Annotated in this window: 19 protein-coding genes; 8 read left to right on the forward strand and 11 right to left on the reverse strand. The window is 58.2% G+C overall.

Going from position 1 to position 22,041, the window contains the following annotated elements; translation table 11 throughout:
• Window positions 1-9: 9 nt before the first annotated feature.
• The 9 genes from W822_RS46485 to W822_RS25495 form a co-directional block, all read right to left on the reverse strand.
• A complete protein-coding gene (locus W822_RS46485; RefSeq protein WP_031241996.1) occupies window positions 10-1,143 on the reverse strand; it encodes a glycosyltransferase family 4 protein in 1,134 nt (377 codons plus the stop codon).
• Window positions 1,144-1,206: 63 nt separating this feature from the next.
• A complete protein-coding gene (locus W822_RS46490; RefSeq protein WP_031241997.1) occupies window positions 1,207-2,391 on the reverse strand; it encodes a glycosyltransferase family 4 protein in 1,185 nt (394 codons plus the stop codon).
• Complete coding sequence (locus tag W822_RS25465; protein ID WP_024003320.1) at window positions 2,388-3,671, reverse strand: glycosyltransferase family 4 protein; 1,284 nt, start codon at window positions 3,669-3,671, stop codon at window positions 2,388-2,390. The genes W822_RS46490 and W822_RS25465 overlap by 4 nt, the downstream gene beginning before the upstream one ends.
• 32 nt (window positions 3,672-3,703) lie before the next feature.
• Window positions 3,704-5,599: an asparagine synthase (glutamine-hydrolyzing) gene (asnB, locus tag W822_RS25470; RefSeq protein ID WP_024003321.1), complete on the reverse strand. Its 1,896-nt coding sequence runs from the start codon at window positions 5,597-5,599 to the stop codon at window positions 3,704-3,706.
• Window positions 5,600-5,608: 9 nt separating this feature from the next.
• Entirely contained in the window at window positions 5,609-6,754 is a 1,146-nt protein-coding gene (locus W822_RS25475) for a glycosyltransferase family 4 protein (RefSeq protein ID WP_024003322.1), read from the reverse strand.
• Between the two features lie 3 nt (window positions 6,755-6,757).
• Complete coding sequence (murJ, locus tag W822_RS25480) at window positions 6,758-8,125, reverse strand: murein biosynthesis integral membrane protein MurJ (protein ID WP_024003323.1); 1,368 nt, start codon at window positions 8,123-8,125, stop codon at window positions 6,758-6,760.
• A 3-nt stretch (window positions 8,126-8,128) separates the two neighbouring features.
• Window positions 8,129-9,154, reverse strand: coding sequence for an SDR family oxidoreductase (locus W822_RS25485; RefSeq protein ID WP_024003324.1), 1,026 nt, complete (start codon window positions 9,152-9,154; stop codon window positions 8,129-8,131).
• A gap of 88 nt (window positions 9,155-9,242) precedes the next feature.
• Window positions 9,243-10,517, reverse strand: coding sequence for a Vi polysaccharide biosynthesis UDP-N-acetylglucosamine C-6 dehydrogenase TviB (gene tviB / locus W822_RS25490; RefSeq protein ID WP_024003325.1), 1,275 nt, complete (start codon window positions 10,515-10,517; stop codon window positions 9,243-9,245).
• Window positions 10,518-10,652: 135 nt separating this feature from the next.
• A complete protein-coding gene (locus tag W822_RS25495) occupies window positions 10,653-11,726 on the reverse strand; it encodes an MraY family glycosyltransferase (protein ID WP_051401676.1) in 1,074 nt (357 codons plus the stop codon).
• Between the two features lie 191 nt (window positions 11,727-11,917).
• Between W822_RS25495 and W822_RS25500 the strand changes: the two genes are divergently transcribed.
• Entirely contained in the window at window positions 11,918-12,490 is a 573-nt protein-coding gene (locus tag W822_RS25500; protein WP_024003327.1) for a hypothetical protein, read from the forward strand.
• Window positions 12,491-12,593: 103 nt separating this feature from the next.
• On the opposite strand, the gene coq7 is transcribed toward W822_RS25500, so the two are convergent.
• Window positions 12,594-13,268: a 2-polyprenyl-3-methyl-6-methoxy-1,4-benzoquinone monooxygenase gene (gene coq7, locus W822_RS25505; RefSeq protein WP_024003328.1), complete on the reverse strand. Its 675-nt coding sequence runs from the start codon at window positions 13,266-13,268 to the stop codon at window positions 12,594-12,596.
• A gap of 133 nt (window positions 13,269-13,401) precedes the next feature.
• Between coq7 and W822_RS25510 the strand changes: the two genes are divergently transcribed.
• From W822_RS25510 to W822_RS25520, 3 genes are all read left to right on the forward strand, one after another.
• On the forward strand, window positions 13,402-13,824 hold the full coding sequence (locus tag W822_RS25510) for an OsmC family protein (protein ID WP_024003329.1): 423 nt from the start codon (window positions 13,402-13,404) through the stop codon (window positions 13,822-13,824).
• A 1-nt stretch (window position 13,825) separates the two neighbouring features.
• Window positions 13,826-14,623, forward strand: coding sequence for a thymidylate synthase (locus W822_RS25515; protein ID WP_024003330.1), 798 nt, complete (start codon window positions 13,826-13,828; stop codon window positions 14,621-14,623).
• 117 nt (window positions 14,624-14,740) lie between these two features.
• Window positions 14,741-15,265, forward strand: coding sequence for a dihydrofolate reductase (locus W822_RS25520; RefSeq protein ID WP_024003331.1), 525 nt, complete (start codon window positions 14,741-14,743; stop codon window positions 15,263-15,265).
• Window positions 15,266-15,400: 135 nt separating this feature from the next.
• On the opposite strand, the gene W822_RS25525 is transcribed toward W822_RS25520, so the two are convergent.
• Window positions 15,401-17,836, reverse strand: coding sequence for a DUF3772 domain-containing protein (locus W822_RS25525; RefSeq protein ID WP_155848063.1), 2,436 nt, complete (start codon window positions 17,834-17,836; stop codon window positions 15,401-15,403).
• Between the two features lie 263 nt (window positions 17,837-18,099).
• Here W822_RS25525 and W822_RS25530 point away from each other — a divergent pair, with 263 nt between their 5' ends.
• The 4 genes from W822_RS25530 to W822_RS25545 all read left to right on the forward strand — a co-directional run bounded on the left by W822_RS25530 (window position 18,100) and on the right by W822_RS25545 (window position 22,002).
• Window positions 18,100-18,921 carry a MurR/RpiR family transcriptional regulator gene (locus tag W822_RS25530; RefSeq protein WP_024003333.1) on the forward strand — a complete coding sequence of 274 codons (822 nt, stop codon included), beginning with the start codon at window positions 18,100-18,102 and terminating at the stop codon, window positions 18,919-18,921.
• A 79-nt stretch (window positions 18,922-19,000) separates the two neighbouring features.
• Window positions 19,001-20,197, forward strand: a complete 1,197-nt coding sequence (locus tag W822_RS25535; RefSeq protein ID WP_024003334.1) for an ABC transporter ATP-binding protein — start codon at window positions 19,001-19,003, stop codon at window positions 20,195-20,197.
• 3 nt (window positions 20,198-20,200) lie between these two features.
• Complete coding sequence (locus W822_RS25540; RefSeq protein WP_024003335.1) at window positions 20,201-21,142, forward strand: carbohydrate ABC transporter permease; 942 nt, start codon at window positions 20,201-20,203, stop codon at window positions 21,140-21,142.
• The gene (locus tag W822_RS25545) at window positions 21,139-22,002 is read left to right on the forward strand and encodes a carbohydrate ABC transporter permease (RefSeq protein ID WP_024003336.1); all 864 of its coding nucleotides are present in this window, start codon (window positions 21,139-21,141) and stop codon (window positions 22,000-22,002) included. The genes W822_RS25540 and W822_RS25545 overlap by 4 nt, the downstream gene beginning before the upstream one ends.
• Window positions 22,003-22,041: the final 39 nt, after the last annotated feature.

Here is a 22,041-nt window from a genome sequence, read left to right on the forward strand (position 1 = left end):
TCATTCCCGTTATCGTTCCAGTGCCTGATAGATATCCAGATGGGCCTGAACCACCTTGCGGATATCGAACGCATCCTGTGCCAGCGCGCGACCTGCCCTGCCCATGGCCTGACGTTTTTCCGTATCTTCGGCCAGCTCGCATACCGCATCGTAAATCGCCCGCGCATCCCGCACCGGCACCAATACGCCCGTCAATCCTGCTTCGATCGCGTCCCGGCAGCCCGGCACATCGGTCGTAATCACGGCACGCCCGCAAGCGGCGGCTTCGACCAGCGATTTTGGCAATCCTTCGCGGTAGGAAGGCAGCACCACAATATGCGAATCGGCATACAGGGCGGCGATGTCATTGCGCTCTCCCAGCCATTGCACACGATCTCCCCAGGAACGGGCTTCGTCTTCGGTCACTGACGCCGGATTGCCCGGATCAGGATTGCCTACCACCAGCCAGCGGTAAGGCTTGCCATCCCGTTGCGACATACCCGCCGCCTCGACATATTCAAGCAAGCCTTTATCCTTGAGCAGCCGCGCCACGAAAATAATCGTGATCGGCAAAGGCGGTTCTGGCTGCGCAGCATACTGCTCCAGGTTGACACCGGATCCGCGGATCATCACCACCTGCTCGTCCCTGACCGCGCCAATATTGCCCAGAATCTCGCGATCATTGCTGTTCTGGAAAATAACGCGACTGTTGCGGTGCCCCAGCGCGTAGCGGTACAGCTGCTGGGTCACGAGCCGGACCCAGTCAATACCCTTGTGTTCGCGCGTAAAAATGAAGCCCAGGCCCGATATGGCCGACACCACGCCTTTGACGCCTGCGAGCCGGGCGGCAATGCCACCGTACAGCACCGGTTTGATCGTGACCAGATGCACGATATCGGGCTCCACGATTTTGAAGAGCCGATAGATTGCGTAAAGTGTCTTGATTTCGGCCAGCGGATTCATGCCGCTGCGGGACATGGGCAACACATAATGCGTCAGGCCATGGCCCTTGATCGCTTCCACTGCCTCCCCATCCATCGTGGCTACGCTCACATCGTAGCCCTGCGCTTTTGCGGCCAGCGCAATGGGCAGGCGATGAGACAGAAAGAAAGCAGGATTGTTCACCACAAACATCAGGGAACGCGAAGAGGTTTGCTTGGTCATGGTCATCAAATCCCTATAACGTCGATTTTTCCGGTCGGGTATGACCTGCTTTTTTGTCGATTGTCATACCCGCGCGTTTTGTCCAGGCTCGGCAGCAAGCATGGCCCGCCAGGTGTGTTCGTAACGCTGCACCATCTTCGGCAGGGAAAATTCCTGCAACACCCGTTCGCGCACGCGCTCGGCGATGACCTGGCTGCCCTCTGAATCCAGTGCGGCAAATGCCTTGCCGATGCCCTCGGCCAGCATCGCAGGCTCCTGCGGCGGCACAACCCACCCGGTATCGCCCACAATCACGACGGCATCGCCGACATCGGTCACGACGCCAGGAACGCCGCAGGCCATGGCCTCGGCCACCACATTGGGAAACCCTTCCGCCAGGCTGGAGAGGACATGCACATCCAGCGCACTCATGATATCGGGAACGTCATCGCGCATTCCCAGCAGAATCACCTGATCGACGACATCGGCCTCGCGCAGCAGTCGCATCAGCTCGGCATTGTCCGCATCCAGCCCCTTGCCGATCAGCACACAGCGCAAATCCAGCCCGTTGGCCTTGCAACGCGCCAGCGCCTGGATCAGCGTGCGATGGTCCTTCAGCGGATTCCAGCGCGCCACAAAGCCGATGACCCGCGTATCCGGGGCCAGTTGCCATGCCTGGCGAAGACGCGTGCGTGCCTGAAGATTACGCTGCCAGCGTGTCAGATCGTAGCCATTTTGTATCACGACCATTTTGTCCGCATCATAACCCCACTGCACATGACGTGCCCGGGCGCCTTCCGCGCAGCAGACAATGGTTTGTGGCAACCAGCGCGACACCAGGCCGCAGAACCGCGCCAACAGCCACGCAGACTTGCTGCTGCTCTTGAGATTTTCCCCCGAATTGCGGATGCCCCAGGCAATATGCCGCAAGCCGGCCGTGCGTGCGGCCAGACCGGCGATGGCATCGGCATGATACATCCAGGTTTGCACGACGTCGGGTTTGAGTGCGATCAACTCACGCCGCAGTGCCACGAAGTTGGCCGGGGTGATTTTGCCCGGTGCCATGCCAAGTGTAATAACAGAAATACCGGCTGCGCGCAGCGATGCGCCATACAGGCCATCATCGGTGAAGCTGACCAGCGTATGCCGCACACCATGCGCGGGCGCCAGCAACAGGCGGTTCAATACCGCTTCGGCACCGCCCTGCCCCAGACCGCTGATCACGTGTACCACGTGCAGCTCACGCTGTGCCGTCGGCGCCTCGTTCATGACGACTGCTCCGGTCGCGTTCCCGGCGTGACCGGCTTGCGGCCCAGCACGGCGTCAAATAGAAACTGCCACTGCTCCAGCACCGCCGCCAGACTGTAGCGGTCGCGTACCGAAATCGTTGCACGGTGGCCCAGTTCACTGCGTAAAATTTCATCTGTCATAATCTGCCGCAGCGATTCCTGCAAGGCGGCCTCGTCAGTCAGTCCGACCAGAATGGCATCACGCCCGTTTCTGGACAGCTCGGCAGGACCACTGGGGCAATCCATGGTCACGCAGGGCAGGCCCAGCGCCATGGATTCCAGCAAGACATTGGGGAATCCTTCTACTTCCGAGGTCATGACAAACGCATCGGCGCGACTCAGGGCTTCCCAGGGTTGATCGGTTTTGCCTGGCAGGCGGATCCGGTTCTGCAGCCCCAGCGTTTCCACTTTCCGCCGCAATGGCTCAAGCAACGGCCCTTCGCCCCAAATTGTCAGATCCCACTCGGGCACCTCCGGCGCCAGCCGGCTGAACACATCGATCAGCATTTCGAAGCGCTTGGTCGCCACAAAGCGACCCATGGCGCACAATTGCCGCCGACCGCCGCTGGATGCTTGCGCGTCCTGTGGTGCCGCAGCGTTCGCTGCAGCGTCCCCCGCTGATCGGGCCCCGACTGCCTGACTCTCGCCAGGCTGGCTGTCGGTGGGCCGGCTGTCGGTTTCCGAAATATAGGTGACCCTGCCGGTGCCATCTGCCGCTTTGGCCGCAGACTCCAGCGCTGGCGGCAGCGGGTTCGGAATGACCGCCACATGCTGCAAATCCGGCACCGCCCGGGCAAACACATCGGCGGCCTGCTGCGTCTGCAGCATGACCGCATCGGCCTGCGGGTACAACAACCTGCGCGCACGCGCCAGGACAGGACTGACATTCTTGCTCGCCGCCGGATTGGTCCGCTCGCAGACGATCACCGGTATATCCAGGCCCTTGGTAGCGGCCAGCACCATCACGTTCACATTCGTCAGGAAGGAGACAATCACGTCGGGCGCCACTTCCTGAATCAGGCGGCGCAACACCAGCGGCTTGGCCAGAGTGCGAAACATGCCCGGGCCGCTCAAATGGCGTGATACCCAGATTTGGCGCACGCCCGGATCCAGTGGATAGAAAGACTGGCCCGTGCCACGGGAATACGTGGGCATCAGGCAGACATCATGGCCTTCGGCCACCCATGCATTGGCCAGCGAAGCCGCCACCCGCTCGGCGCCGCCGGCGTTCATGGAACTGACAAGTAACAGGATTCGCACGGGCTACTCCTTGCCGTTGCAGTTAAGGTTTTTCATGGTTTGATTCCGTATTCGTCCAGCCAGGCCTGCAGCATCAGGATACCCCACAAGCGCGGGCTGTGGTCGGCCGCCCCGCTTTGATGCTGCATCCAGATCGCATGCACGCGATCGGCATCCAGCAAATTCTGTTCCTGCAAGCGTGACATCGCCAGCAATTGCTCGCCCCATTCCCGCAAGGGACCACGCAGCCATTGCCCCATGGGCACTGAAAAGCCTTTCTTGGGCCGGTCCAGCATCTCGCGCGGGACATGGCGATACAGCAATTGCTTCAGCAGCCATTTGCTCTCACTCCCCCGCACTTTGTATTTTTCATCCAGACTCCAGGCAAATTCATAGACCCGGTGATCGAGCAGCGGCACACGGGTTTCCAGCGACACCGCCATCGCCGCGCGATCGACCTTGACCAGAATATCATCGGGCAGATATGACGCCGTATCCAGCGCCATCATGGTATCCAGCAAACTGTCCAGCGGCGGCTGCGCAAACGCGGTGGGCGGCTCGCTGGCGCCTTTGACGACGCTTGCCGGATCCTGCCAGTAAGAGACGAACTGGCGGTAGAACGCAACCATATCGTCCGCACCCAGCACCTGCTCCAGCTTGCCGAATTTTTCCGCACGCGGCCCGGACAGCAGGCTGCCAGCCAACCGTGCGCCCACGCGCAGCGGCGTTGTCAGTCCTGCGGGCACTTTTTCACGTTTGCGCCACCACTGCCGCACACGCTGGTAACGCGAATAGCCGCCAAACAGCTCATCGCCCGCGTCTCCGGACAGCGCGACCGTCACTTCCTGCCTGGCCATGCGCATGACCAGTGCCGTCGGAATCTGCGAAGAATCGGCAAAGGGTTCGTCGTACATGCGTGGCAGCGAAGGGATCAAGTCCAGACTGTCCTGAGCGCTCACATACAATTCAGTGTGATCGGTGCCCAAATGGCGTGCCACTTGTGCTGCGTACTCGGCCTCGTTGTACTCGGGCTCGGTAAAGCCGATAGAAAAGGTCCTTAGCGATCCCGCTGTCTCTTCCCGGGTCAGACTGGCAATCAGCGACGAATCAATGCCTCCGGACAGAAAGGCGCCCAGCGGCACATCGGACAGCAACTGCCCGCGAATCGCCTGACGCAACACCTTATCGAGCTCATCCACCGCCTCGTCATCGCGCTCAACGCGGCGCCGCGGCTGTGTGCGCGCTACGTCCAGCGCCGACCAATAGGTTTGGGGTTCGGGCCAGTCGGCCTGTTCAATCTGATCCAGCGATAGTGTGACCCAGGTGCCGGGCAGCAGCTTGCGCACCTGCGTAAAAATGCTATAGGGCGCAGGAATATAGTTGTGGCGCAGAAACAGGGCAATCGCATCACGATTCAATTGCGTATTGAAACCCGGCAGGGACATCAGCGCCTTGAGTTCCGACGCAAACATAAACCCTGCCGGCGTGTAACCGTAATACAGCGGCTTTTCGCCGAAGCGATCACGCGCCAGTACCAGACTGCGCGCCTCGCGATCCCACACAGCAATGGCAAACATGCCCACCATGCGCTTTAACGTCTCTTCGATTCCCCAGACCATCAGGCCGGCCAGGATGGTTTCCGTATCGGAATGACCACGCCAGGCATGGGCATAACCGTCCTGCTCCAGCGCTTCGCGCAATTGCGGATGGTTGTAGATTTCCCCGTTGAAAACCAGCATGAAGCGCTGATCGGCGCTGGCCATGGGCTGATGGCCCTGTTCAGAGAGGTCCTGAATGGCCAGCCTCACATGGCCGAAAGCCACGGGACTGTCGGCGTCTTCCCAGAAACCCCGGCTGTCCGGCCCGCGATGCGCGATCTTGCTGCAACTGGCTGCCAGCAGTGTTTCCTTGTGTTCAAACCGGCCCAAAAGCCCGACAATCCCGCACATAAGCCTTGCCTATTCCTTTTTTTCGTGATGCTGTATGTCGTTGAAAACCTCTTGCCACAAGGACAGGACCCGCCGCATCGAGAAACGGTCGCGCACGTCCACGGCGCGGCTGGCCAGCGTCTTGCGGGCTTGTTTGTCATGCATCAGTCCAGACAGCGCCGCGGCCAGCGCCTGCGGATCTTCGACAGGCGTCACCAGCAGGCCGTCGATATCGGGCCGGATGATTTCGCGCGGCCCTGTTTCGCAATCGAAGGCCACGCTGGGCATGCCGCAGGCCATCGCCTCCAGCAAACTGTTGGATAAGCCTTCAACCCGCGAGCTGAGCACATAGATATCACAAGCCTGATACCACTGCCGCATATTGCCTACGCGCCCCGGCATACTGATGCGATCGGCCAGCCCGGCTGCGTCGATCTGCGCCTGCAGCCGCTCGCGCTCAGTGCCTTCGCCAAGAATGACCAGATCCCAATCGGGGAACACCTGGGCCAGGTCGCGGAAAGCATCAATGAGTATGTCGAAACCCTTATCGGTGTGCAGGCGGCCCACCGCCAGCAGGCGACAGCGGCCATTGCGCGATGGCGGCGTCACTTTGGGTTCGCTGTCGGCCAGCGGCCAATGCACTGCATTCGGAATCACGGCCATGTCCGAACCCGGCACATGATTGACAATCCAGCTTGCCGTATCGCGGGTCAGCGCAACCACTTTGGCCGCCCTGGGATACGTCCGGCGGCGCAGTTTCAGCCAGAAGGAAGACAGGTTCTGTGAGGGTGGATGGGTATGCTCGGTGGCAATCACGCGCGTGCGCAGGCCGGTTGACGCAATCACAGAGAGAATGGATGCGGTCGTCATCATGCCCAGCACAATATCAGGACGGTAGCGTTGCAGGGCCTTGCGCAATACGTACAGACGGCGCAAATTGGCCATAATACCCGACAGACCCGCAGTGTTCAGCGCCACCCGTTCGATATGCCGGTTCAGTTCGTAAACATCGCCGCTGGCATCCGTCTGCGTGACCACAATGACGTCATGCCCATGAATATGCCACTGGTTGGCCAGGTCGACCGCCACCCTTTCGGCGCCGCCCGCATGCAGCGAATGGATAAAGAGCATAATTCGCAAGGTAGGTGGCTTCACAGTTGTGGCGTTCGAAGGCATAGTTCAATCAGCAGGTTTTTCTGGAGGAGATTTTTTGGACACATCATACGTCAGCGTCACAAAGACATAACAAATATAAGACAGAAGATACATGCAGCTGGTAGCCAGCATGATCCCTTCAACGCCCATGGCCGGCGCCAGAAATTGATTCAGCACCGCTTTCAGGGCAAAATTCGCAACAGCGATGGCGGCCATCAGGCGATAACGATTCTGGCTGGCCATCAGTTGCACCAGAATCAGCACGCCAAAATAAAACGGCAACTGCAAAATCCCCCAGCGCAATACGCTGGCCACCGCGACCGTATCATCGGCCGTAAATGCACCTTTTTCAAACAGAATCTTTACGATCCAGGGCGCCATCACCCAGCACACCGCCACCGCCACCAGGCCGCCCGCCAGCATGAGAACAGACCACTTGAGCGCCATCGTGCGGGCACGATGCGCGTCACCCTGGCTTTGCACATCAGCCAGCACGGGCAGCGCCGCGCGTCCGACCGAGGCGGCGCCCAGGCCAATAATCAGCGACAGCAGCCGCGCCGCATATCCCAGCGTGGCATTGGCGTTTTCACCCAGCTTGGCTGCGGCGATCTGGTCCAATGGCCCCACGAAACTCATGGCAATCTGCCCGATCAGCATGACCCCGGCCGCGTTCAGCAACAAGGGCCACTGATGGGATTTTAATGTGAAACTGGGCACACCCCATATTCCATCGTCCGCCTTGCGCGCCAGCAGCGTCAGCCAGACGGATTGAATCACATACCCCACAAGCGTGCCCAACAGCAGCGGCATGACACTCGCATCGCCCGGTGTCAGCAGAATCCAGGCCAGAATCATCAGGGCCGGGATACTTTCCAGCAAGGTGTTCACATGCCGTTCATGCGCCCGCAGCCGGGACGTGCCCACGCCGATCAGCAGGGTCAGCAGCGCGGCCGGCGCAAATGCCCATATCAGCTCGGAACTGTGCTGCCGCGTGAGCTCGTTCAAATTGCCGCCGGCATAATCCAGCACATACGGCCAAAGCATCCAGGTCAGCACGCCGGTGAGCACACCGATTGCCAGCACCCAGCCTTGCAACTCACGCAGAAACTGCACCCGTTCCTGATTCGGCGCATAGCGCGTCTTGACCAGCACCGGAATCAGGACAATCGAAAACGCCCCCACAATAGTGACCGGCAACCAGTTGGCCATGGTCATGGTGAACTGATAGGCGTCCACCACTTCGCTCACGCCATAGCGATGCGCCACCGCCATTTCCTTGAGCGCGCCCGCCGCCTTGCCGATCAGCAGAAAAAATGCCACACGCATCGCGCCTTGCGCGATGCGTAAATGGTCAGGATGCAGCCCTTTAAACCGCCCGATTACCCGCTTCAAGGATTAACGCAGAAACTGGGTATACCAGGGCATGGCCACTTCAATCCCTTCCAGAATTGTGTGCGTAGGGTTGTAACCCAACTGATCATGCGCCTTGGTGATATCCGCCTGCGAATGACGAACATCGCCCGTGCGAAAATCGCGGTATACCGGTTTTTTCTCGTACTTCACGCCGTTCTTGTCCAGCGTGCTGGCCAGATGGGCGAACAACTCATTCAGACTGGTCCGGGCGTTGACCGCCACATTGAACACCTGGCTGCCCTGCTCCGGCATATTGGCCGCGGCCAGCAGATTGGCCTGCACCGCGTTTTCTACGAAGCAGAAATCACGGCTGGTCTCGCCATCGCCATTGATGAAGACATCTTCACCCTTGATCATGGACGATGTCCACTTGGGAATGACCGCTGCATATGCGCCATCGGGGTTCTGCCGTTTGCCGAACACATTGAAATAACGCAGGCCGACCGAGCTGAAGCCGTAGGACCGTGCAAACACGTCGGCATACAGTTCATTCACATATTTGGTCACGGCATAGGGAGAAAGCGGGTTGCCGATCTTGTCTTCCACTTTGGGCAGATCGGGGTGATCTCCGTAAGTAGAGCTGGAGGCCGCATAAACAAAGGACTTGATATTGGCTTCGCGCGCCGCGACCAGCATGTTCAGAAAGCCGCTGATATTGACCGCGTTGGTGGTAATCGGATCGTCCAGGCTGCGCGGCACGGAACCCAGCGCCGCCTGATGCAGGACATAGTCTACGCCTGTCACTGCTTTCTTGCAGACGTCCAGATCGCGGATATCGCCCTCGATGAAATTGAAATTGGCCCACTGCGTCTGGCTGACGGACTGTTGCACTTCATCCAGATTGTGCTGAAAGCCGGTGGAAAAGTTATCCAGCCCGACCACTTTCTGGTCCAGCAAAAGCAGGGTTTCCAGCAGATTGGAACCGATAAAGCCGGCACAGCCGGTAACCAGCCAGGTCCGCGGTTCGGCCTGAATGGAGTTTTTGAGATTCTCGAATGCCTGAGTCATAATTTTCACCTGCTATGGGTTGAGCCCGTCAAAAATACAGGCGCCACCGATACGATATCGCTTGCGCCTGCCCGTACGATGGTCGTGATTACAGCCGGATATCCGACTGATCTGCCGTCAATACATATTTGAGGTCATAAAGAACATGCTGGGGTTTGCCCAGCGCCCGGATGCCCTCGGCACCCAGGGTAACAAACTGATGATGCGACACCGCCAGGATAATGGCATCGTAGGCGCCTTTTTCCGGCGACTTCACGGGCGTAATGCCGTATTCATGCTCGGCCTCTGCCGGGTCGACCCATGGATCATACACATCGACGTCCATGCTGTACTCGCCCAGTTCCTTCAGAATATCCACGATACGCGTATTACGCAGATCGGGGCAGTTTTCCTTGAAGGTCAGGCCCATGACCAATACTTTGGCGCCCTGTACCTGAATCTGCCGCTTGGTCATGGCCTTGACCAGTTGCGACACCACATAAGATCCCATGGAATCATTCAGACGGCGCCCCGCCAGAATGATTTCGGGGTGATAACCAATGGCTTGCGCTTTATGCGTGAGGTAATACGGATCCACGCCAATGCAGTGACCGCCGACCAGACCCGGACGGAACGGCAGGAAATTCCATTTGGTGCCCGCCGCTTCCAGCACGGCTTCGGTATCAATGCCCATTTTATTGAAGATCAGGGCCAGCTCGTTGATCAGCGCAATGTTCACATCACGCTGGGTGTTTTCGATCACTTTGGCCGCTTCAGCCACGCGGATGCTGGACGCCTTGTGCGTACCGGCGGTAATGATCTGTCCGTACAGCTCGTTGACCAGATCGGCGATTTCCGGTGTTGATCCGGACGTCACTTTCTTGATGGTGGAAACGCGATGATTCTTGTCGCCCGGATTGATCCGCTCCGGGCTGTAGCCGGCGAAGAAATCTTTGTTAAAGGTGAGGCCGGAAAACTTTTCCAGTACCGGCACACAATCTTCTTCCGTCGCGCCCGGATACACCGTGGATTCGTAAATCACGATGTCTCCTTTTTTGAGCACCTTGCCAATGGTTTCACTGGCCTTGATCAGCGGCGTCAGATCAGGTTGCTTGTAGTCGTCGATCGGCGTAGGCACGGTCACGATATACACATTGCATTTGGCCAGGTCTGCAGAATCGGCGCTGTAGCTCAACTGGCCGGCCTCGGCCAGTTCTTCGGAAGAGACTTCAAGCGTGTGATCGACCCCGCCCTGCAATTCTTTGATGCGTTTCTGGTTGATATCAAAACCCAGCACACTGCGCTTCTTGCCGAATTCCACCGCCAAAGGCAGGCCGACATAACCAAGTCCGACAATTGCTAATTTTATATCGCCAAGTTGCACGTAATTCTCCAGAAGGGAAGTCAAATAGATGTGATGGAACGAGTATCAATAAGCTGATTTTAACAATTTACCGGTAACCGCGGAGAAAGAAGCGGCAAGCAGGTATTACCGGACTGAAACAAACCAGCTCGCGGATCAGCGCCGACGTGACACAGAAGGCAGCAGCAACCAGCGCGGACAGCGCCAGGCCACCAGCCGGGAATAAAGCCAGATATACACCGACGCAAATACCAGCATGCTGATACACAGGGCGATTGGATTGTCCCAATAATAGGTTGCCGGGATCAGGCCGATCAGCGTCAGGACCCAAAGATAGGGCGAAGTCAGCGCATTGCACATGACCGGCACCATCCCCGCGCCCCTGCGGTTGAAGGTCACGCGCACCAGCCGGCGAAAAATGAGCTGATGCAAATGCAGCGCATCGGGCTGGTCCACCGGTACGCCCCGCTTGAAGCGTCGGCGCCAGATCGAAAACAGCGTTTCAAAGACCGGATAAAACAGCACCGCCAGCGCATAAAAAGGAGACACAGACGGATTGCGCACCACCAGCAGCACGGCCAGTTCGGCCAGCATAAAGCCAATGAAATAGGCGCCCCCGTCTCCTAAAAAGACGCGACCGAAAGGAAAATTCCAGACGAAAAAACCCACAATTGACGAGGCCATGGCCAGAGCGATAGCGAAAATAGCCAGGTCATCCACCTGATAGGCAACCAGGGCAATGGAGGTAGCCATCAGCATGGCCACCATGCCGGCCAGCCCGTTCATACCATCCACAATATTGAGCGCGTGCGTACAACCGCCCACCGCGACCACCGTAAAGATCAGGGAAACAGGCCAGAAGCCAAGAATATAGTTGAAGACATCGATGCTGACGCGACTGACGCCGCCAAAGAACCACCAGGCAATGGCAGCCGACAGAAACGCGGCCAGCAAACGCTTGCCGGCACCGATATCTTTGGTGATATCTTCAAGAATGCCCGCCACAAACACCGGCAGCGACGCCACAAACAAGGCAGGCCACAACCAGTTCAGCGTCATGTTGTCGGGGCGGCCCAGCACCAGCAGGCCGGCCAGCGTGCCGGCAAACACCGCCAGGCCGCCGATACGCGGCGTGGATTTTTTATGGGAGGCTTGTGGTTTATCCAGATCGTAGTCGCCGGTGTAGCGGCCATGCCATCTTTCGGAAAAAACGATCAGCCCGCCGACCATGAAGGCGACAATGCTGATATAGAGATATTGCCAGGTGAATGTCAAAGTCGATCCAAAATGCAAAATACTTAACAAGCGACAATAGTAACGCGCGGGGACCGGCCGCTATCCGGTTTGAAACAAACGGCATAACATTTCATATTCAGCAATTTTAATAACTAATCTGCATCAACAGCACAGTTATGTGATTTATGCTGAATTTAGCTTTGCATTTCCGTGCGCTGAAAAAACACAAAAAAAAGCCCAAGACCTTGCGATCTTGGGCTAAATCCACCAAAGGAGGAGGGTGGAGGAGACAACCTTGGCAAGACAAATGGCAAAAACCCAAGCAGTTGGCGGGCAAATACAGCTTGCTGCCTGCAATGGAAACGTTGAACGGGTTACCTGCCATTATTTTCTTGAACTGGCCGGTGTTCCTGCTACCGCTTTCACTGCTTACTGCGAATTTCCGAAAAACCATTTCGTCATCCGTTAAACAGATAGTACTCTTTTCTTTTGTGCAACGCAAGAAAATTTTCAATCAAGCGTTTGAATTTGGGCCCTGGTTTACTTCAATGTGTTTCAAAATGGCCTCTCCTATCGCAATGTCCATAGGTATTAACGCTTGCCTGCGGGTTGTTCCCATAGACAAATACAGACCATTGCCTAAAACGCGTTGTATTTTTGATACAAAACAAATAAAAAAAAGCGGCTTTCGTGTCATTTTCAGCAAGAGGACAGGTTCAGATGCATGGTTCGCCGACCGGCTCCCTTTTCTCACGTAACCCCTGGAGGCGGTTCCGACGCCCTCCTGCCCCCCGATTTTGCCGCAACGGCTGCCGTTGCAGTGCAGGAGAAACAGGCCGGGCGTTGGCCGCCGTGCTGACCTTAAAGACGATAGGCCAGTGTCGTCATAACTTTGGACATGGCCGTCATGACTTTGCGTACGGGCATCGGCAGCGGAGTCCCGCCATGATGCTCGGCTGTCTCGCGATGATGAATCTCGTCCAGCTTCATCTGCTGCACAATGGCGCGCGAACGACTGTCGTGTGCGGGCAATTCGGTCAGATGGCTGTCCAGATGTGCCTCGACCTGGCGTTCCGTTTCCGCCATAAAGCCCAGATTGCGCTCGCGCCCGGCCGCGCTGGCCAGCACGCCCAGCCCGAAAGAGCCTGCATACCACAGTGGATTGAGCAGGCTGGTGTGGCTGTTGAGCTCGCGGATACGGTCGTGGCACCAGGAAAGATGATCCACTTCCTCCTGGGCAGCAGTATCGAATACATTGCGCGTCGAGGCGTCGCGACACATCAGCGACTGACCGCGATACAGCGCCTGTGCGCACACCTCGCCAACATGATTGACACGCATCAGGCCTGCCGCATGCCGGGCTTCGGCATTGCTCAGCTGCGGGTCATCGGCGGCGGGCTTGCCTGCCGGATTGGGCCGGGAGGCGCGCGAGGCGCCCGACAATACTTCAAGTGCGGTGCCTACCTCGGCCAGGATACGGTCGGCAAGCGAATATCGACGGTCAAATTCACGTACTGCAATAGCTTTTTCGGTCATAAGTCAGCCTGTGTTCGGATAAAACAGCGACAGGAACCACCCGGTGGCCAATTTGTGTCCCGGCGGAGTCTGTCAGAAAGTCCATTGTAGCAATGAGGTATGATTTCATTTTGATTTAAGGCAGGAATCCATCATGGAATGCAATATCGAATGGAACGGGCCCGACGGCATGCTGTTCGTCGCCCGAACCGGCAGCGGGCACACGGTCACCATGGATGGCGCACCCGACGGGGGCGGCAACAATCTGGCGCCGCGGCCTATGGAAATGATGCTGGTGAGCGCCGGCGGCTGCTCGGCCTATGATGTCGTGCTGATTCTGAAACGCGGCCGCCACCAGGTCACGCGCTGCCAGGTCGCGGTACAGGGCGAGCGGGCCGACACCGACCCGAAGATTTTCACCAAAATCCATTTCGTCTTCACCGTTACCGGCAAAAACCTGCCGGAAAAAGCCGTGGAGCGAGCCGTCAGCCTGTCCCACGAAAAATATTGTTCCGCGGTGGCGATGCTGGAGAAATCCGCCGTTATTACCCACTCTTACGTGATCGCCGAGGCTTGATATGAACGATCAGTACGAAAATTTCATGCGTCATGTGATGGACAATGGCGTGGAAAAAACCGACCGCACCGGTACCGGTACGCGTTCGGTGTTCGGGCATCAGATGCGGTTCAATCTGGCCGAAGGCTTCCCGCTGATCACCACAAAAAAACTGCACACCAAAAGTATCTTTATCGAACTGCTCTGGTTCCTGCGCGGCGACTCGAACGTGCGCTGGCTGCAGGAGCGCGGCGTCACGATCTGGGACGAATGGGCCGATGCCGATGGCAATCTGGGGCCGGTATATGGCGTGCAATGGCGCTCCTGGCCCAAGCCCGACGGCGGCCATATTGACCAGATTGCCCAGGTCATCGAACAGATCCGCGCCAATCCCGACTCGCGTCGCCTGATTGTCTCAGCCTGGAACGTGGCCGACATCGGCCAGATGAAACTGCCACCCTGCCACGCGTTCTTCCAGTTCTATGTGGCCGAGGGCAAACTGTCGTGCCAGCTTTACCAGCGCAGCGCCGATATATTCCTGGGCGTGCCGTTCAATATTGCCAGCTACGCGCTGCTCACGCACCTGGTCGCGCAGCAATGCGGCCTGGAGGTGGGAGACTTCGTCTGGACGGGCGGCGACTGCCATCTTTACAGCAATCATATGGAACAGGCCAGACTGCAGCTGTCACGCACGCCCTACCCGTTCCCGCGCCTGATCATCCATCGCAAGCCCGATTCCATTTTCGATTATGACTATGAGGATTTCGAGATCGCCGATTATCAGTTTCATCCGCATATCAAGGCGCCGGTCGCCGTCTGAAACCGGCGGCCGTGCTGCCTTTGCATGACCCGACTTTGCACGACCCGATCATCGCCCTGTTTGCCAGGCCTTCCGATAACGAAGGCCGGTCCCGCCGTATTACACTCAGGAACCGCCATGTCTTCACTCATTCTTCTTGTTGCCTACGCCGTCGAAAACCGCGTAATCGGCGTCAACAATACCCTGCCCTGGCACTTGTCGGGCGATCTTAAGCGATTCAAATCCCTGACCATGGGCAAGCCGATTATCATGGGCCGCAAAACCTGGGAGTCCATCGGGCGCCCCCTGCCCGGCCGGCGCAATATTGTCGTCACGCGCAATCCGGCGTTTGCCGCCGAGGGCGCAGAGATTGTCCGTTCTCTTGATGCCGCCATTGCCCAGGCCTTTGACGGCAGCGACACGGCATTCGTGATTGGTGGCGAACAAATCTATGCGCAGGCGATCGAAAAAGCGCAACAGGTCATGGCAACCGAAATCCACCAGTCGGTGGACGGTGATGCCTTTTTCCCCGACCTGGACGAGCAGCTGTGGCGTGAAGTCTCGCGCGAAGCGCAGCCGGAAGAAAACGGGATGAAATACGATTATGTGCTGTACGAGCGGATCCCGAAAGACCTGCAAAAAGGCAGCGTCAGCATTCCCTGATATTTCAATTGAAATAGCAGGCCGCTCCGCTAATCAAACTGTTGGCGCAATCATTTCTGCGCGGTAGTGCCGATGTCTTCAGCTCTTCAGTGCCTTCGTTACTCCGGCATGGCTCCCGCCCCTGCCCGGCGACTTCTACTCAGGGCCACCTTCCATATGCGTCTTGTTCTGCGCCTGCGCAGCGACTTCCTTGAGCATCATGGTGGCCGGTGCCACCAGGGCAATATCGGCATCATGCAAATGCTGCAAAATGTCGAACAGCAAGGCACTGCGCACCCGTGCCACCATGCGCGGTGAATTCACATAACCGGTGGCAATAAAAATCAGGCCCGAGGCGTCGATACTGTCAAGCAGAATGTCGGGACGCGGCTCATCCAGTACTTCTTCATTGGCCTGATAGGCCTGCAGAATAATCTCTTTCACCTTTGAGGGGTCCGTGCCCACGGGCAGCGCCAGCCGGATCAGCACGCGCCCGATGGGGCTGGCATGGGTCACGTTGCGTACCACCTTTGTAATAAACTCGGAGTTGGGCACGATCATGGTGGAGCGATCCCACAACTGGATCTCGGTGGCCCGCACATTGATGCGACGGATATCCCCTTCAGCACCGTCAAGCGACACCCAGTCGCCGACCTTGACCGGCCGCTCGGCCAGCAGAATCAGACCCGACACAAAGTTCTGCACAATCGCCTGCAGACCAAAACCGATACCCACTGACAATGCACTGGCAATCCAGGCCACCCGTTCCAGACCGATACCCAGCGCCGACAGCGTCAACGCCCCGGCCAGCACGTAACCGGCATAACCAAAAAGCGCACTGGCCGAGGCCCGCATGCCCGCATCCATGCGGGTGGTCGGCAGATACTGATCACTCAGCCAGTTCTGCAATATTTTGACCAGCGCGAACCCCAGCACCAGCACTGCCAGCGCAATCAGAATCGCAGTCGGCCGTATCTGCACTTCACCCAGCTTCACACCGGAATACAAGAACGAAAAATTGCGCAGCCACTCGGTTGGCCCGCCGCCAAAGGGCGCCAGCAACAGGGCCAGCGCCAGCAAAACAATCAGCAATCGTCCCAGGCCCGAGGCCAGCACCAGCAACTGGCTGCGTATGGCCGGATACGCCGTGGCCTCTTCCTGCCCATCCTGTCGCTTCACGGCAATCAGCATTACCGTGCAGGTGTCCTCGATCAGCACCGCCAGCAGGTAGGCCGACAGCAGCACCAGAAAAATCCACACCAGTTGCTGGACAATGATGGAGCCCAGCGCCACGTAACCCAGCACCAGTGCGATCTGGCTCACGATCAACGCAATGCCGGCCAGATTGATCACCACATTGAGCCAGCCGGGAATACTCATCTGGTTGCTGCGCTGGGTGGCATCGGTCTCAGTCGCATAGCGCCGGCGTGAACGCACCATGGCCACGCCAATGGCAACGCTGGTGGTCAGGGAAATAATACAGTTGACGGCGACGGTCAGCGCCAGACTGGCATACACAGTGGCAAACACGCCCTGAATAAACCAGCCCAGACTGATAATCCCGGCCAGGGCTACCGGAAACCAGCGCAGATTCAGCGCGACATCGTCGCGCATGGGAATCAGGCGCCACGAGGCATGATGGGCTGCCAGCAGGGCCTTGCCCAGGCCGGCCACAAACCCGCAAAACCACGATACCAGCACAAAATGACCCAGAATATCGACCATGGTCCCCGTCGGGTCCTGCGTCCAGGTCAGACCGGTCCGTATGGTTTCGGCCACCAGTCCGAATGCCACGGCAGACATCAATACCACCACAACGGCGTACAGAGACCGCCGCAGGCGTCCCGGCGCCACAAAGTGTGTCATGACTTTGAGCAGCAGTTCTTCAAATACCAGACGCACGGCAATGATCAGCGCAATGATAACGGCCATGACAATGCCCAGCGTCGGCGTAATCGTCGCCAGCATCCCACTCAATTCGCTGGCCAGGGGCTGAGTGCGGATGCTGTCACGCGTCCACTCCCGCGTCAGATCGGTCCAGAAGGTCCCCGACACAATAGAGGTCGTGCGCTCGCCCAACTGCGCCTGAAAGCGCAGGCGCCGCTCTTTGCTCAATTGCTCGGCCGCCTGCTCTGCTTCTACCGAGATCAGGCGCGCCAGCTTGATTTGCGAATCGAGCTTGCTGCTTTCCTTGCCCAACTGGCCCCGCTGCTCGCTGATATTGGGCGCTTCGGGCGTGGCCGCATCGGCCGGTCCCAGTTCTGCCAGCCGCTCCTGCACATCCTTGAGTTTGGGCGCGAGAGCGGCAGCAGCATCTGCTGCTGCCGACTGGGTCTTCAAGGCCTGTTCGCGCATTTCAGCCAGCGCGCTATCGTCCAGCGGCGTATCGGCGATTTTTTCCAGCTGCTTTTTGATCGGATCGATCTGGCCCTGCGCCTGTTTGAGCACCTGGGCAATGTCGGCAGGCGCGTCTTTATCCTGCGCCCAGACCGGCGCAGCACAAAACAGAGCGACCAGTGCCAGCACAAGCAGCCCTGCACCCAGCCGGTTCAGTCGAAAAAAGAATGCGCGCGCGGGCAGCGAAAATATCATGAATGTGAATACGGCAGTTGAAAACGCCAATATTAACGCCGTTTGGGCGGCCGCAAGAGGTGCGCTTGTGTATATTTCTGATTCGATTTATTACGACAGCGGGCGCATGACCCCGATTGCATGCAGCACTTGCCGCCAGGCCAGTTCAGATATACTTTGCATATTCTTATCACATTCAGGGTGTATTGTTCTACGTTCCCGGGTGAACGCTGTACCGTTGACCTGTTTCGATACTCAAAATACGCCAGGCCTGTTTTCCGTCCATGACCATTCTGAATAAACAAAAAGCCCCGCTGGTTCATCTGGCCAATGCCATTGGCGCCATGAGCGAAGTCTCTTCGCGAGTCGGTCAGTACGTACTTGCCAATCCTGAAAAAGTGGTCCGGCAAACCGTGGCCGAGCTGGCCGAGTACACCCATAGTGGCCAGGCCAGTGTGCTGCGATTGTGTCGCCAGCTGGGCTTCAAGGGCTTCAGCGATTTCAAGCTGGCGCTGATGGCCGAGCTGGCCGCCACCGAACGCAATGGCGCCATCGACAACGGTAACGAAGAGGACCGCTACAACGCGCTGGTCAGCCGCCTGACCCTGAGCATGCAGAAAACCGCCAGCGCATTGCATGCCGAGCAGGTACTGGCCATCGCCCTGCATATTGCCAAGGCACGGCGGATTTTCCTGTTCGGTTCGGGCATCTCCGGTCTGGTCAGCCCGCTGGCTGCCTACCGTCTCATGCGGCTCGGGCTGCCCGCGCAGGCGTTTCAGGATCCGGTCCTGGCGCACGAGGTAATGACCGATATCGACAAAAACTGTGTGGCCCTGGGCATTTCAGAGAGTGGTGTGACGCTGGATACCGTGGAATTTCTCAAACGCGCGCGCGCCGCTGGCGCCAAAACCATTGCCATTACCGGCCGCGTCAACAGCCCGGTGGCGCAGGCGGCCGATCTGGTTTTGCTGGCCGTCCCCATCGAACCGCTGACCATCGGCGGCGACGTTTCACCGGCGATCAGCAAAATTTACCTGATCGAACTGCTCGCCATGGCCATCGCGGATCTGTCGCGAACGGGTACGCCCCGCACTGCGTTGGAGTAAAATTCCAAATTAAATAAATAATATTGAAATAAATAACCAATAGAATGATGCCTGTTCAGACAAGACAGGTATCGTCATCATGGCCGCTTCAGTCAGCCTTGCCCGGATCGAAAAGGTTTACGGCACCAAACGCACGCTCAACAATGTATCGCTGGAAGTCGCCGCCGGTGAGTTTCTCACGCTCGTCGGCCCTTCCGGCTGTGGCAAGTCCACCCTGCTGCGCATCATCGCAGGCCTCACACCTCATGACAGCGGCCAGGTTCATATCGGCGAACGCGATGTCACAGCCCTGCCTGCGCGCGACCGCAACGTGTCGATGGTATTTCAGAGTTACGCACTCTATCCTCACATGACGGTGGCTGAAAATATTGCCACGCCCCTGCGCATGCAGCGTCTGCCCGCCATGGCACGCATTCCGCTCATCGGCCGCTTCTGGCCCGGCAGCCGCAAGCTGCGTGCCCGGATTGCGCAGGAAGTGGCAACCGTGGCCGCCCAGGTGGAAATCGAAAACCTGCTGCACTCAAGACCCGCACAATTGTCAGGTGGCCAGCGACAACGTGTCGCGGTCGCCCGGGCGATGGTCAAACAGCCTGGCGTTTTTCTGATGGACGAGCCGCTATCCAATCTGGACGCCCGTCTGCGCGTACATATGCGCGCTGAAATCTCGGCACTGCACCAGCGCACCGGCGCTACCTTCATTTATGTGACACATGACCAGGTCGAAGCCATGACCCTGTCAACCCGGGTGGCCGTGGTGATGGACGGCTGCATCGTGCAGGTCGGCACGCCCAGGGAGCTCTATGACGACCCGCAGGATATCCGCGTCGCCCGTTTTATCGGCAGCCCGGAAATGAACATACTGGCCATTACCTCCAACAGCCCGCACCGCGCCTGGCTGAAGGACGCCTCGATTCAATTGCCCGTGCAGGCCGCCGACACCGTTCATATGGGCTTTCGCCCGGAACATCTGAAACTGGCTGATCGCAGCACACACTACGGCGCTCACACGCTGCGTATTCCCGCCCTCTTTGAACGCATAGAGGTGCTGGGTCACGACGCCCTGCTGTTTTGCCGACACCCGGATTCGCAGGAAACCATTGTGGCGCGCGCGCCGGTAGCCGATGTGGACCAGATGCGTAGCCGTGGCAATGGCTGGGATAAGCTCACTTTCGAAATAGATCTGGCGCAGACATTCTGGTTCGATGCGCAAGGCAGCCGACTGCCGCCGGCTACATCGGTGTGCGAAATCCTGCCCCTGCACAAGCGCGTGTCCTGAACCATGAACACGATCGCTACTGCTGCCATCACCGCTGCGGCTGCAACGGAACCGACGCCCGCCAGGACCAAATACCGCTGGCCTGACAGCCTGGCCTGGTGGTTCGCGCTGCCGGCCTCGTTCCTCATGCTGACGACCCTGATTCTGCCGGTCGTGATCGTAGCGCTGCTCAGTTTCACAAATTACGAGCTGGGCATGCCCGATACCGCCTTCGTCGGTATCGACAATTATCTTTCCGTGCTTCGCGATCCGAAATTCTGGCACGTCTTGCACAATACCTTGTTGTACACACTGTTCGTCGTCCCTGGCTCGGTAATCGGCGGCCTGCTGCTGGCGGTGCTGGTGCAAAGCGTCGGCAAGGGACGCCGCCTGTACCAATGCCTTTTTTTTCTGCCGGTCACCGCCACACTGGTCGCCATGGCGACGGTCTGGAAATATCTGCTGCACGGCCAGATCGGTCCGGTCAATCAACTGTTGCACAGCCTGGGCTTTACCCCCATCGAATTTTTCGGCGATCCCGGGATGGTGCTGTTCTCGCTTGCCGTGATTGGCGTGTGGCAACTGGCCGGCTTCAACATGGTACTGTTCATCGCCGGTCTGGTCGCGATTCCCCAGGATCTTTATGACGCCGCCAGCGTCGATGGCGCAGACCGTCCGCTGGACCGCTTCTTTACGGTCACCTTGCCGCTGCTCGGACCCACGATGCTGTTTGTGATTGTGACCTCAAGCCTGACGGCATTCAAAGTCTTCGATACCGTTGCTGTCCTCACGCGCGGCGGGCCGCAGGGCGCAAGCGAAGTCATCCTTTATCAGATTTATCTCGAAGGCTTCCAGTATTTGCGTACCGGCAGCGCGGCAGCGATGACTGTCCTGTTTCTTGCCTGCATCCTGGTGCTCTCCTGGCTGCAGACCCGCATCACCGAAAGAAAGGTTCATTACCTGTGAACACATTGAACACCGCCCCCGCCGGCCGTCTTCTGTCGCGCCCCGCCCTTTATGCCCTGTTGCGCCATGCCATCCTGCTTGCGCTCGCCTTCGTCATGCTGTTCCCGTTTTACTGGATGATTGTCACCTCCTTTCGCCCCGCGCAGGAAGTCTTTTCCGGCACCTTCAACTGGCTGCCGCAACAATTTACCGGCTGGGACAATTTTCGTACTGCACTGAACGATGCGCCGCTGCTGCTGTATATGTTCAACGGCACGATCGTCTGCCTGGGCGTGCTGGTCGTGCAGCTTGCCACCGCCATTCCTTGCGGATGGGCACTGGCGCGCTATCGCTTTCGCGGCGAACGCGTGCTGTTCGGCCTGGTGCTGCTCGGCCTGTGCATCCCCATCCAGGTGCCGGCAATTCCCCTTTTTCTTGGCCTGGCCATCACCGATTTGCTCAATACCTATTTTGCGCTGATGGTGCCGTTCTTTCTGTCAGTCTTTGCCATCTTTCTGTTCAGACAATCCTTCAAGACCTTTCCCGAAGACATCGTGCAGGCAGCACGGCTTGATGGCCTGTCTGAAAAAGCCATTTTGTGGACGATCGTGGTGCCTGCCAGCAAACCGGCCATTGCGGCCTTTGCGGTCTTTTCCGTGACCAGTCACTGGAATGATCTGTACTGGCCGCTGATCGTGATCACCAACGCCGAGCTCATGACCCCGCCGCTGGGGCTGGCCTCGTTTGCCGACCCTGAAAGCGGTGCGAACTTTGGCGCGCTGATGGCATCGGCCACCATCGTGACCCTGCCACTCATGGTGCTTTTCCTTTTTATTCAACGCCATTTTATTCAGGGCGTAACCAATACAGGCGTCAAGTAACGGCGCCGGCTTCGGGCCGCCAGTCCGAAGTTTTTCCTC

The sequence above is a fragment of the Advenella kashmirensis W13003 genome (assembly GCF_000506985.1).
GTDB classification, from domain to species: Bacteria; Pseudomonadota; Gammaproteobacteria; order Burkholderiales; family Burkholderiaceae_B; genus Advenella; species Advenella kashmirensis_A.